Below are 12,188 nucleotides of genomic sequence, written 5' to 3'. Positions count from 1 at the left end.
TGCGGACTTCGATACAGGCGCTAGTCCTTGCCGCCGCCACCGCCGCCTTCACGGACGATGATCGCGACCCGGTCGTCCGACGACACCGGCTGGCCACCGGCCTTGTTGACCGTGCCGACCAGCGACGCCGAGTCGTTCAGCATCTCCACCGGCCCGATCCGGCCGTAGCCGTTCTCCTGCATGATCAGTTCCGGCTTGCCCGTGAACGCACCGGCGGCGTTCATCGACAGCGTCTGCAGGCCGGGCGTCTTGGACGTCGCCACGGTCAGGTTGTCCGAGTACGAGGCGCAGCCCATCACGCCGGGCTTGTCCGGCCAGTTCCACGCCACCTCGCCGAGCTTGCCGGGCGTGACGCGGTAGACGACGTCGGCGCTCGCGGTCCAGTCGGTCACCCAGGTCTTCTGGCCGTCCGCCGACACGCACAGGCCGCCGGGCAGCCTCAGCCCGGACGACACCACCGCGGAGCCCGCCGTCGGGTTGCCCTGCGCGGGTTTGCCGGAGCCGTCGATGCGCAGCACCTTGCCCGCGAGCGAGTTCGGGTCGGCGGCGAGTGCCGGGTTGCCCGCGTCGCCGGTGGCCACCAGCAGCGAACCCTTGCGGTCGCTCGCCAGCACACCGCGGTTGCCCGTCGGGCCCTTCGGGATGCCGGTGAGGATCGGCTTGGGCGTGTCGCCCGGCGCGATCCGCAGCACCCGGTTGTCCGTCGCCGTCGTCACGTACACGTAGGCGAGCTGGTCTTCGGCGAACGTGGCCGACAACGTGAGCCCGGTCAGCCCGCCGTCGGACGACGTGTCCGTCTCGATCTGCGCGATCACCACGGGGTCGACGTCCTTGGTGACCTTGAGCAGGCGGCCGCCGCGTTCCGTCGCGTACGCCGCGACACCGCCCTGGGCGTCCGCGCCGATCGGGGCGACGCCCGTGACGGTGCTCAGGCACGTGGCGATCACGCCGGGGTTGAAGTCCTTGCAGCCCTGCGGCGGCGGCACGCTCTGCGGCGGCTGTCCCTTGTTCTGCTCACCGGGCGCAGGCCGGAACTCGCCCGGCAGCTCCGGTTTCGGGCCCGCCTGCGGGGTCAGCTGTGGTTGTGCGCTCCAGCTCGTCGGTGCCGGCTCGTCAGGAAAGCTCGCGCAGCCCCCTGCCAGCAGGCAGGCGGCGGTCAGCAACACGACGGAACGAACCACGAGTCCCAGGCTAAGTGCGCGACCGTGAACCCTCGGTGAACGCCTCAGAGGTGGCGAAATCGACCGAACGCACCCGGTCCAGCAGCAGATCGAGTTCGGCACTGACGACCTCGGGAGCCTCCAACGGCAGGTAGTGGCTGCACGGCAGCACCCTCAGCCGCGCCTGGGGCAGCGCGCCGACGGGCCCGGACATGCTCTCCGTGGTCGCCAGCACGTCGTCGCGGCCCGCCAGGATTGTGACCGGGCACACGATCGGACTGAGGTCCTGGCGCGGTGTCTCGCCCAGCGCGAGCGCCAGCGTGAAGTACCAGCGCCAGTCGTGCTGCAGGAACCGGCCGACCGCGTTCGTCACGGCCTGCGGATCGCTGCTCGGCTTGATCACACCGCTGTGCCGCAGCAGGAACGTCGTCACGTCCGTCACCGGGACGCGGTGCAGCACGGTGTCCAGCAGCGGACCCGCCTGCTGCAGCAGCTTGGTGCCCGCCAAGCCGATGAACCGACGGACGTTCTTCGGGACCAACGGCAGCATCGCGTCGAACGAGTCACCCGGCGCGCCCGCGACGAGCAGCACGCCTGCCACCCGTTCCGGATGACGCAACGCGAGCTCGGCCGCGATCGTGACGCCCATCGACCAGCCCATGACGACGCATCGCTCGACACCCGCGTCGTCGAGCACGGCGATCGCGTCCGAAACGTGGTCGTCCAACGAGATGTTGCGCCCGTCGACGGGCCGGTCCGACCCCATCGTGCCGCGCATGTACCAGCTGAGCAGGCCACCGCGGTCGGCGAGCGACGGCCACGACTCGGGCCCGGAACCCACGCCGGGGCACAGCAGCACAGGTGTGCCGTCGGTGTCCGTCTGCCACGCTCGGATCTTCGTGCCGTCCCAGGAGATGACGTCGTGCTCCCGCATGTCCGCCATTCTGACGTACTTTGCGTGTGTGACGCTCACCGTGCTCGTGCCAGATGACTTCGGAGTTCAGGCGCTGTCTCAGGTGGACGGTGTCCGGCCTGTCCGCTACACGCCGGGTCAGCCGTTGCCGGCGGACGGACTGGACGCCGAGGTCCTCGTGCCGAAGTTCCTCGCAGGCACCGACCCCCGCGACGTGTTCGCGCAGCTGCCGAACCTCGAACTCGTGCAGTTGCTCAGCGCGGGCGCGGAGAACTTCATCGGCCGCGTGCCCGAAGGCGTGCTGCTCTCGACGTGCCGAGGCGCGCACGGCGGCAGCACCGCCGAGTGGGCCATCGGCGCGTTGCTGGCCATATACCGAGACTTCCTCGTTTTCGAACGCGCCCGTGCCGAAGGCCGCTGGGACTACCACCTCACGGACACCTTGCAGGACAAGAAGGTTCTGATCGTCGGCGCCGGTGATCTCGGCGAGCAGCTGCGGCGGCGCCTCGAACCGTTCGACGCCACCGCCGTGCTGGTCGGCCGCACCGCGCGCGACGGCGTGCACGGCGTCGACGAGCTGCCGGCGCTGCTCCCCGAGTTCGACGCGGTCGTGATCTTCACGCCGATGACGGAGGAGACCAGGCACCTGGTCGACGCCAAGTTCCTGGCCGCGATGAAGGACGGCGCCATCCTCGTCAACGGCGCCCGCGGCCCGGTCGTCGACACCGACGCGTTGCTCGTGGAGCTGAATTCCAGGCGACTGCGCGCGGCTCTCGACGTGACCGATCCCGAACCGCTGCCGGAGGATCATCCACTGTGGACCGCGCCGGGGTTGTTCCTCACCCCGCACGTGGCCGGGTCGTGCACCGGGCACACCCGGCGGGCCTACGCGATCGTCGCCTCCGAGATCGCCAGGTACGCCGCAGGGGAGAGCCCGCGCAATCTTGTGAACGGCACCTACTAGTCCGTTCGGGTGAAACGGGGCTGCCGTTCGGCCCTCGCGCGCCCGCGACGGGTCTCCTAGGTTGCGGGCGTGGCTACTCACGACAAAGGCTCGACCACCTCGAGCGCTTTCTCCGACGACTCGTTCTGCTCGAGCAGCGGAGGGGGAGTGCACCACTTCGACGACAGCACGACCAGAGTCGGATCGGACGTCACGTCGCCGTACGACCAGACGACGAAGGCGTTCGACACGACCGGGTACACGCCGCTGGACAAGTCCTCTTCGGACACCCAGGACGACCCGTTCGAGGACGACCGCAAGAAGTTCGGCTGGACGGCCGGCCCCGACCTCGGCCTGCTCGGGCTGCGGGCGGTGCTCGGCGGCATCTTCGTGCTGCACGGCCTGCAGAAGGTCTTCGGCCTCTTCGGCGGTCCCGGCATCAACGGCTTCGCGCAGTCGCTCGAGAAGATGGGCTACCGCGAGTCGGTCGTCCTCGCCTGGGTCACCGGCATCACGGAACTGGCCGGCGGCGGCCTGCTCGTCCTCGGCCTGTTCACCCCGCTGGCCGCGGCGGGCCTGCTCGCGGTGATGGCCAACGTCATCGCGCTCAAGTACAAGGGCGGCTTCTTCGGCCCCAACGGCGTGGAGCTGGAACTGGCCCTCGCGGGCATGGCCTTCGCGGCCCTGTTCGCCGGACCAGGCCGGGCCGCGCTCGACTACAACCGCAGCTGGTTCCGCCACCCCGTGGCGGCCGGTTTCATCGCACTCCTGCTCGGAGCGGGTGGTGCGGCGGTGACGTTCTTCGTGTTCCGATAAGCCCCGTGCGGAAGAACCTGACGGGAGCACTGCTCCAGCTCGCCCTGCTGGTGATCGGGATTCCGGTCGTGTACCTGGTGGCGTTCCCGTTCGGTCTCACCGCGAAGTCCCTGCTGCCGCCGCTCGGTCTGCTCGCGGGCCTGGTCGTGGGCGGCGTCATGGTCAAGAAAACACAGCAGCCCGTCAGCGGTCCGCTGACGGGCTGGCTCGTGTTCGGGGCCTGTCTGGCGCTCGCGTTCGCCGTCTAAAGCCCGGCGATGTTCTCGCGCAGGTGCTCCACCGACGACGTACCCGGGATGAGCAGGATGTTCGGTGACCGCTCGAGCAACCAGGCCAGTGCGGCGGACCTCGGCGACGGAAGCGGCGTGAAGCCCCCGAGCGGGAAGAACGGCACGTACGCGATGCCTTGGGCTGCGAGCCTGTCGATCAGGTCGTCGTCCTGACGGTGAGCGACGTTGTACATGTTCTGCACGCACACGATCGGCGCGATGTCCTGCGCCTCGGCGACCTGCTCCGCGGTGGCGTTGCTGACCCCGAGGTGACGGATCAGGCCCTGCTGCTGGAGTTCGGCGAGCGCCTCGAACGCCTCCGCGACCGACTCCGGCCGCGGACCTTCCGCGGTGCCGAGCCGGAGGTTGACCACGTCGAGCACGTCGAGCTTGAGAGACCTGAGGTTGTCGTGGACCTGGCCGCGCAGGTCCTCCGGCCGCCTGGCCACCGGCCAGCCGCCCTGGGCGTCGCGGGTCGCGCCGACCTTGGTCGCGATGTGCAGCGACTCGGGATAGGGGTGCAACGCCTCGCGGATCAGCTCGTTGGTGACGCGCGGGCCGTAGGCGTCGCTGGTGTCGATGTGGGTGATGCCGAGGTCGACCGCCGTCCTCAGCACGGCCAGGGCGCTGTCGTGGTCGGCGGGCGGGCCCATGACCCGCGGGCCGGCCAGTTGCATTGCGCCGTAACCGAACCGGGAGACGGTCAGGTCGCCGAGAGTCCAGGTACCGCCGGGAAGAGTGCTCATGCGCACTAGCCTTGGAGAGGAACTTCCTGTCGGGAAGTAGGCACTCAGAAGTGCGTAACCCTTCAACGGGTGAGAGGCGAGGTCATGGCGACGAGGAACGCGGCCCAGCAGCGGGCGCAGGCCAAGGTGGAGTACAACGCGTTCCTGGCGGGATGCCCCAGCCGGCAGCTGCTCGACCGGATCTCGGACAAGTGGGTCGTGCTGATCCTGTGCGCCCTCGGCGATGGTCCGATGCGGTACTCGGAGCTCGCCCGGCGGCTGGCCGGGGTCAGCCAGAAGATGCTGACCCAGACGCTGCGCTCGCTGGAACGCGACGGCCTGCTCACTCGTGCCGTGACGCCAACGGTTCCCGTCACGGTGACCTACGAGCTGACCGACCTGGGCCTCTCGCTCCACCACCTCACGCAGGGGCTCAGGAGCTGGGCGCAGAACAACATGGCCGAAGTCCTCAAGAACTCCGAGAACTACGACGCCCACCGCTCGTGATGAACGGCGCATTTGTGCACCTCAGGTGCACAAATGCGCCGTTCATCGCTTTAGCGGCTGGGGTCGCGCACGGCGCCGGTCGATGCGTCGGTCGCCATCCGTGCGTAAGCACGCAAAGCGCCAGTCACCGGGCGGACGCGGTCCACCGGCTGCCACGGGCGTTCCGAGGCCTCCATCTTCGCGCGGCGCTCGGCCAGGACCTCGTCGTCCACGAGGAGTTCCAGACGCCGCTCGTGCACGTCGATGAGGATCCTGTCGCCGTTCTCGACCAGGCCGATCGTGCCGCCGCCCGCCGCCTCCGGGGAGATGTGGCCGATCGACAGGCCCGAGGAGCCGCCGGAGAAGCGGCCGTCGGTGATCAGCGCGCACTTCTTGCCGAGGCCGGAGCCCTTGAGGAACGCCGTGGGGTGCAGCATCTCCTGCATGCCGGGGCCACCTGACGGGCCCTCGTAGCGCACGACCAGGACCTCGCCCGCCTGGATCTCCTTGTTCAGGATCGCCGAGACGGCCTGCTCCTGGGACTCGACGACGCGCGCCGGGCCTTCGAAGTGCCACAGCTCCTCGTCGATGCCCGCGGCCTTGATGATCGCGCCGCGCTCGGCGAGGTTGCCGCGCAGCACGGCCAGGCCGCCGTCCTTCGTGTACGCGTGCTCGATGTCGCGGATGCAGCCGCCGGCGGCGTCGGTGTCCAAAGAGGACCAGCGGTTCGACGTCGAGAACGCCTGGGTCGTGCGCACACCACCGGGGGCCGCGTGGAACAGCTCGATCGCCTCAGGAGACGGCGATGCGGCCCGGATGTCCCACTTCGCGAGCCACTCCGCGAGCGTCGGCGTGTGCACCGACGTCACGTCCTCGTTCAGCAGGCCCGCGCGGTGGAGTTCGCCCAGCAGCGCGGGAATTCCGCCGGCCCGGTGCACGTCCTCCATGTGGTAGTCGGAGTTCGGCGACACCTTGGACAGGCACGGCACGCGGCGGGACAGGTCGTCGATGTCCTGCAGCGTGAAGTCGATCTCGCCCTCCTGCGCGGCGGCGAGGATGTGCAGCACGGTGTTCGTCGAGCCGCCCATGGCCATGTCGAGGGCCATCGCGTTCTCGAACGCCTTGCGGTTTGCGATCGACCGCGGCAGCGCCGACTCGTCGTCCTCGCCGTACCAGCGCTTGCACAGCTCCACGACCACGCGGCCGGCCTCGGAGAACAGCTCGCGGCGCGCGGCGTGGGTGGCGAGCGTCGAACCGTTGCCCGGCAACGACAAGCCGAGGGCTTCGGTCAGGCAGTTCATGGAGTTCGCGGTGAACATGCCGGAGCAGGAACCGCACGTCGGGCACGCGGAGCGCTCGACCTCGGTGAGCCCGTCGTCGTTCACGGCGGGAGAAGCCGAGGCGGAGATCGCGGTGATGAGGTCGGTCGGCGCGACGGCGACGCCCTCGACGACGACGGCCTTGCCTGCCTCCATCGGGCCGCCGGACACGAACACGACGGGGATGTTGAGCCGCATCGCCGCGTTCAGCATGCCGGGGGTGATCTTGTCGCAGTTCGAGATGCAGACGATCGCGTCGGCCTGGTGCGCGTTGACCATGTACTCGACGGAGTCGGCGATGATCTCGCGGCTGGGCAGCGAGTAGAGCATTCCGCTGTGGCCCATGGCGATGCCGTCGTCGACCGCGATGGTGTGGAACTCGCGCGGCACACCACCCGCCTCGCGCACCGCCTCGGCCACGATGTCGCCGAGATCGCGCAGGTGCACGTGACCCGGCACGAACTGCGTGTAGGAGTTGGCGATCGCGATGATGGGCTTGCCGAAGTCGCTGTCCGTCATGCCGGTCGCGCGCCAGAGAGCGCGGGCTCCGGCTGCGTTGCGGCCGTGGGTGGTGGTGCGAGAGCGGAGCTGAGGCACTGCTCCTCCAGATTCAGTTCAAGACGAAAGCGCGCGGGACGCGGGGGTGAGGCGTCCACCAGTCTGGGAGCGGTGCCTCAAAGGTTACTTGTGCGCAGACTCGCCGAGAGCAGCAGATACGCCAGTGCGAGGGTGATCACGTGCACGACGGTGCACCACAGGCAGATCTTGCCGATGATGAGGAACTCGGCCGCCACCAGGTACACGACCATCAGGACACCGACGCCGATCGAGCCCAGCCGCACCCACTTCAGCGCGTCGATCCGCCACGCGAACGGGAGGCAGATCACGGTCAGGAAGGCGAAGAACGCCAGTCCGAGGAACGCGACGGGGATGCCCAGCAGCTCCGACTGGTCGCTCGTGGTCACGGTCTCGCAGTCGATCACGGCGTCGGCCGAGCACAGCAACGCACCCGCGTTGAAGTGCGTGTACGTCAGGTAAGCCGAGGTCAGCAGGCCTGCGATGGACAGCAGCAGGCTCAGCAGCGGAACTCGTTGGATCACTTCTCCGACTCCACGGATTCCTCCGCCGGTTCCTCGGCAGGTTCCTCCACGACACTCGGGTCGGGCACGCGTCCGCCGCTGACCAGCGACAACGCCGGAAGGTGCATGAACCGGACGGCGGGCAGCGTCACCTCGCTGTCGTCGGTCTTCACGGCCTTGAGCCAGCCCTTCTCGGCCAGCCGGATCGACTTCACCTCGTCCCACTTCACCGTCGTCGTGCCGAACACGCCGCGGGCGACGAGCTCGGACTCGGTGACGGTGGTGCGGTTGCGGACGACCCAGTACGCGTATCCGAGCGGTAGGACGTAGAGCGCCTGCAGTCCGGGAACAGCCCACGCGACCGGGGTCACGCAGATGGCGATCAGACCCGCCGCGAGCAGCGCCGTTGCCGGGATGCGAAAGACCAGCTTCTTCACTCGAAGGATTGTTCCACGTCCACGATCCGGGAATTCCGTCCCGCAGAGTTGACGCACTCTTGCGCGAGGGGATAACGTCCGCCTCATGCAGCGCACGCTCGTTCTCGTACTTCTCAGGCGCGTCGACGCCTGAGCCGAACAGCCTGCGTCGACGCGCGACCCTCGCACGACCCGTCTCCGGGTTGTCGAGGGTTTTTTCGTGTCCGGACCCCGATACCCACGAGGCAATGAGATGACCAGCGCACCATCGCGACAGGCTTCCGAGCCCACGTCGCCACGTCCAGGTCCGCGGCCGAAACCGGCCCCGCCCAGTGGCGCACCGATCCGTGTAACCGGTGCTCAGTCGCTTGTGCGATCGCTCGAGGCGGTCGGCTGCGAAGTGGTGTTCGGCATTCCCGGCGGGACGATCCTTCCCGCGTACGACCCGCTGCTGGACTCCACGAAGGTCCGGCACATCCTCGTCCGCCACGAGCAGGGCGCAGGGCACGCGGCGACCGGATACGCGCAGGCCACCGGCAAGGTCGGGGTCTGCATGGCGACCTCCGGACCGGGTGCGACGAACCTCGTCACCCCGCTCGCGGACGCGAACATGGACTCCGTGCCCATCGTCGCGATCACCGGCCAGCAGTCGCGGCCGCTGATCGGCACGGACGCCTTCCAGGAGGCGGACATCTGCGGCATCACGATGCCGATCACCAAGCACAACATGCTCGTGACCGACGCCGCGGAGATCCCGCGGGCGATCGCGGAGGCGTTCCACATCGCGGCGACCGGCCGGCCCGGCCCGGTCCTCGTCGACATCCCCAAGGACGTGCTGCAGGAGCAGACCAGCTTCTCGTGGCCGCCCGACCTGCGCCTGCCCGGTTACCGGCCGACGACCCGGCCGCACGGCAAGCAGGTGCGCGAAGCCGCCAAGCTGATCGTGAACGCCCGCAAGCCCGTCCTGTACGTGGGCGGCGGTGTCATCAAGGCGGACGCGCACGCCGAACTGCTGCGCCTGGCCGAGGACACCGGCATCCCGGTCGTCACGACGCTGATGGCGCGCGGCGCGTTCCCCGACTCGCACGACCAGCACCTTGGCATGCCCGGCATGCACGGCACGGTCGCGGCGGTCGCGGCGATGCAGAAGTCCGACCTGCTGATCGCGCTGGGCGCCAGGTTCGACGACCGCGTCACCGGCCAGCTGGGCTCGTTCGCCCCGGACGCGCAGATCATCCACGCCGACATCGACCCGGCCGAGATCTCCAAGAACCGCCGTGCGGACGTCCCGATCGTGGGCGACTGCAAGGAGATCATCACCGAGCTGATCGACGCCGTGCGCACCGAGCGCGAGACGGCCAAGGCCGTCGACCTCACCCCGTGGTGGGACACGCTCAAGTCGCTGCGCGAGACGTTCCCGCTGGGCTACGACTGGCCAGAGGACGGCACGCTCTCGCCGCAGTACGTCATCGAACGCATCGGTGCGCTGTCGCCGGCCGACACGATCTACACCGCGGGTGTCGGCCAGCACCAGATGTGGGCCGCGCAGTTCGTGAAGTACGAGCACCCGCGCACGTGGATCAACTCCGGCGGCCTCGGCACGATGGGCTTCGCCGTGCCCGCCGCGATGGGCATCAAGGCGGGTGAGCCGGACCGCACGGTCTGGGCGATCGACGGCGACGGCTGCTTCCAGATGACCAACCAGGAGCTCGCCACCTGCGCGATCGAGGGCCTGCCGGTCAAGATCGCCGTGATCAACAACGGCAACCTGGGCATGGTCCGCCAGTGGCAGACCCTGTTCTACGGCGAGCGGTACTCCAACACCGATCTGGGGACGCACAAGCACCGCATCCCAGACTTCAAGCTCCTGGCGGAGGCACTCGGGTGCGCCGGCCTGCGGGCCGAGTCGCGCGAGGAGGTGGACGACGTGATCGCGAAGGCGCTGGAGATCGACGACCGCCCCGTCGTGATCGACTTCGTCGTCGGCAAGGACGCCCAGGTGTGGCCGATGGTCGCGGCCGGCACCGGCAACTCCGAGATCATGGCCGCCCGCGGCATCCGCCCCCTGTTCGACGAGGACATCTGATGACCAGGCACACGCTGAGCGTTTTGGTCGAGGACAAGCCCGGTGTGCTCGCGCGCGTCGCAGGTCTGTTCTCCCGCCGCGGCTTCAACATCGAGTCGCTCGCGGTCGGCCGCACCGAGTACCCCGACATCTCCCGCATGACCATCGTGGTCTCGGTCGACGAGCTGCCCCTGGAGCAGGTGACCAAGCAGCTCAACAAACTCATCAACGTCATCAAGATCGTCGAGCTGGAGCCGACCGCTTCCGTTCAGCGGCAACTGGTGTTGATTAAGGTTCGTGCGGATGCGACGGTGCGGTCGCAGGTCCTCGAAACCGTTCAGCTCTTCCGCGCGAAGGTCGTCGACGTCTCTCCGGAGGCGGTCACGATCGAGGCCACGGGCACTTCTGAGAAGCTCGACGCCTTGCTGCGCATGCTGGAGCCCTACGGGCTTCGCGAGATCGTCCAGTCCGGCATGGTCGCCATCGGCCGTGGCGCTCGTTCCATCACCGCCACCGCGGTGCGATAAGTAACTCTGAGAGGAAATACCGTGAGCGTCGAGATCTTCTACGACGACGATGCCGACCTGAGCATCATCCAGGGCCGCAAGGTGGCCGTGATCGGCTACGGCAGCCAGGGCCACGCCCACGCCCTGTCCCTGCGCGACTCCGGCGTCGAGGTCCGCATCGGCCTGCAGGAGGGCTCCAAGTCCCGCGCCAAGGCCGAGGAAGAGGGCCTGGAGGTCGGCACCCCGGCCGAGGTCTCCGCGTGGGCCGACGTGATCATGATCCTGGCGCCGGACACCGCGCAGCGCCACATCTACGCGAACGAGATCGCCGCGAACCTGAAGGAGGGCGACGCCCTCTTCTTCGGCCACGGCTTCAACATCCGCTACGGCCTGATCACCGCTCCGTCCGGTGTGGACGTCGCCATGGTCGCCCCGAAGGGCCCCGGCCACCTGGTTCGCCGCCAGTTCGTGGACGGCAAGGGTGTTCCCGCTCTCATCGCGGTCGAGCAGGACGCGTCGGGCAACGCCCAGGCGCTGGCCCTGTCGTACGCGAAGGGCATCGGCGGCACGCGCGCCGGCGTCATCAAGACGACGTTCAAGGAAGAGACCGAGACGGACCTCTTCGGCGAGCAGGCCGTCCTCTGCGGTGGCGCGTCGGCGCTGGTGCAGGCGGGCTTCGAGGTCCTCACCGAGGCGGGCTACGCCCCCGAGGTCGCGTACTTCGAGTGCCTGCACGAGCTCAAGCTGATCGTCGACCTCATGTACGAGGGCGGCATCGCCCGCATGCGCTACTCGATCTCCGACACCGCCGAGTTCGGTGACCTGACCCGCGGTCCGCGCGTCATCACCCCCGCGGTCAAGGAGGAGATGAAGAAGATCCTGGGCGAGATCCAGGACGGCACCTTCGCGAACGAGTGGGTGGCCGAGGACGACAACGGCCGCGCCAACTACAAGAAGCTGCAGCAGGAGGGTGAGAACCACCCGATCGAGGCAACGGGCAAGAAGCTCCGCGACATGATGTCGTGGGTCGACCGCCCGATCACCGAGACCGCCTGAGTCTTTCCGCAGCGTTTTCCCCTGGGGAGGCCCGTGGAGCGTGTGTGACGCTCCGCGGGCCTTTCCGCTAGCTTGCCTCTCATGACGGAAAGTGCGCCGATCTACGACGACAAGGCCCACGTGCGCGGCAACCTCGACCTCCGCGACGCGGAGTGGAAGCGCCCGCCGGAGCCCGAGCCGGAGGACGGCCACGTCGAGATCGCCTTCGTCCCGCACACGGACGGCGCCACGTACGTCGCGATGCGCAACTCCAAGCAGCTCGAACCCGTGCTGGTGTTCACGATGGCGGAGTGGGACGCGTTCGTGGCGGGCGCGAAGGACGGGGAGTTCGACGAGCCCTGGTAGCGGCCAGGACGGTGCCGACCGACCTCCCCTGTGCTAGTCGATCGGTTCCAGCGTCCCGGTAGGTGCCCTGCTGTTTGGCGGGGAAATCAC

At 68.7% G+C, this 12,188-nt stretch carries 14 protein-coding genes; 8 read left to right on the top strand and 6 right to left on the bottom strand.

Translation table 11 applies throughout. The annotated features are described in order from the left end of the window. Nucleotides 1–20: 20 nt before the first annotated feature. The gene (locus ACFOWZ_RS19775; RefSeq protein WP_382374460.1) at nt 21–1,181 is read right to left on the bottom strand and encodes a PQQ-dependent sugar dehydrogenase; all 1,161 of its coding nucleotides are present in this window, start codon (nt 1,179–1,181) and stop codon (nt 21–23) included. Nucleotides 1,182–1,191: 10 nt separating this feature from the next. Then, a complete protein-coding gene (locus ACFOWZ_RS19770; RefSeq protein ID WP_382374458.1) occupies nt 1,192–2,094 on the bottom strand; it encodes an alpha/beta fold hydrolase in 903 nt (300 codons plus the stop codon). Nucleotides 2,095–2,122: 28 nt separating this feature from the next. Here ACFOWZ_RS19770 and ACFOWZ_RS19765 point away from each other — a divergent pair, with 28 nt between their 5' ends. The 3 genes from ACFOWZ_RS19765 to ACFOWZ_RS19755 all read left to right on the top strand — a co-directional run bounded on the left by ACFOWZ_RS19765 (nt 2,123) and on the right by ACFOWZ_RS19755 (nt 4,080). Next, nucleotides 2,123–3,037: a 2-hydroxyacid dehydrogenase gene (locus ACFOWZ_RS19765; RefSeq protein ID WP_382374456.1), complete on the top strand. Its 915-nt coding sequence runs from the start codon at nt 2,123–2,125 to the stop codon at nt 3,035–3,037. Nucleotides 3,038–3,106: 69 nt separating this feature from the next. Next, nucleotides 3,107–3,832 (top strand): DoxX family protein, encoded by a 726-nt coding sequence (locus tag ACFOWZ_RS19760; RefSeq protein WP_382374454.1) that lies wholly within the window; start codon nt 3,107–3,109, stop codon nt 3,830–3,832. A gap of 5 nt (nt 3,833–3,837) precedes the next feature. Continuing rightward, nucleotides 3,838–4,080 carry a hypothetical protein gene (locus ACFOWZ_RS19755; RefSeq protein ID WP_382374452.1) on the top strand — a complete coding sequence of 81 codons (243 nt, stop codon included), beginning with the start codon at nt 3,838–3,840 and terminating at the stop codon, nt 4,078–4,080. On the opposite strand, the gene ACFOWZ_RS19750 is transcribed toward ACFOWZ_RS19755, so the two are convergent. Beyond that, entirely contained in the window at nt 4,077–4,847 is a 771-nt protein-coding gene (locus tag ACFOWZ_RS19750) for an oxidoreductase (protein WP_382374450.1), read from the bottom strand. The two genes, ACFOWZ_RS19755 and ACFOWZ_RS19750, sit on opposite strands and share 4 nt — an antisense overlap. 84 nt (nt 4,848–4,931) lie before the next feature. Between ACFOWZ_RS19750 and ACFOWZ_RS19745 the strand changes: the two genes are divergently transcribed. Beyond that, nucleotides 4,932–5,333: a winged helix-turn-helix transcriptional regulator gene (locus ACFOWZ_RS19745; RefSeq protein ID WP_382375103.1), complete on the top strand. Its 402-nt coding sequence runs from the start codon at nt 4,932–4,934 to the stop codon at nt 5,331–5,333. A 50-nt stretch (nt 5,334–5,383) separates the two neighbouring features. Here ACFOWZ_RS19745 and ilvD read toward each other — a convergent pair whose 3' ends face one another. The 3 genes from ilvD to ACFOWZ_RS19730 form a co-directional block, all read right to left on the bottom strand. Then, the gene (gene ilvD / locus ACFOWZ_RS19740; RefSeq protein WP_382374448.1) at nt 5,384–7,228 is read right to left on the bottom strand and encodes a dihydroxy-acid dehydratase; all 1,845 of its coding nucleotides are present in this window, start codon (nt 7,226–7,228) and stop codon (nt 5,384–5,386) included. A 77-nt stretch (nt 7,229–7,305) separates the two neighbouring features. After that, on the bottom strand, nt 7,306–7,731 hold the full coding sequence (locus ACFOWZ_RS19735; RefSeq protein WP_382374446.1) for a vitamin K epoxide reductase family protein: 426 nt from the start codon (nt 7,729–7,731) through the stop codon (nt 7,306–7,308). Continuing rightward, on the bottom strand, nt 7,728–8,147 hold the full coding sequence (locus ACFOWZ_RS19730; protein WP_382374444.1) for a PH domain-containing protein: 420 nt from the start codon (nt 8,145–8,147) through the stop codon (nt 7,728–7,730). Before ACFOWZ_RS19730 ends, ACFOWZ_RS19735 begins: the two co-directional genes overlap by 4 nt. Before the next feature lie 232 nt (nt 8,148–8,379). Here ACFOWZ_RS19730 and ACFOWZ_RS19725 point away from each other — a divergent pair, with 232 nt between their 5' ends. From ACFOWZ_RS19725 to ACFOWZ_RS19710, 4 genes are all read left to right on the top strand, one after another. Then, complete coding sequence (locus tag ACFOWZ_RS19725) at nt 8,380–10,212, top strand: acetolactate synthase large subunit (protein WP_382374442.1); 1,833 nt, start codon at nt 8,380–8,382, stop codon at nt 10,210–10,212. Further along, on the top strand, nt 10,212–10,718 hold the full coding sequence (gene ilvN, locus ACFOWZ_RS19720) for an acetolactate synthase small subunit (protein ID WP_030467896.1): 507 nt from the start codon (nt 10,212–10,214) through the stop codon (nt 10,716–10,718). Before ACFOWZ_RS19725 ends, ilvN begins: the two co-directional genes overlap by 1 nt. Before the next feature lie 21 nt (nt 10,719–10,739). Then, nucleotides 10,740–11,753, top strand: a complete 1,014-nt coding sequence (gene ilvC / locus ACFOWZ_RS19715; protein ID WP_030467897.1) for a ketol-acid reductoisomerase — start codon at nt 10,740–10,742, stop codon at nt 11,751–11,753. A gap of 81 nt (nt 11,754–11,834) precedes the next feature. Then, nucleotides 11,835–12,098, top strand: a complete 264-nt coding sequence (locus tag ACFOWZ_RS19710) for a DUF397 domain-containing protein (protein ID WP_204763750.1) — start codon at nt 11,835–11,837, stop codon at nt 12,096–12,098. The last annotated feature ends 90 nt before the right edge of the window (nt 12,099–12,188 follow it).

Origin of the sequence: Lentzea rhizosphaerae, assembly GCF_042649515.1 — a bacterium.
In the GTDB taxonomy this organism is placed as follows: Bacteria; Actinomycetota; Actinomycetes; order Mycobacteriales; family Pseudonocardiaceae; genus Lentzea; species Lentzea aerocolonigenes.
Note: the sequence above shows the minus strand (reverse complement) of the source record. Positions and strands in the feature narration are given on the sequence as shown.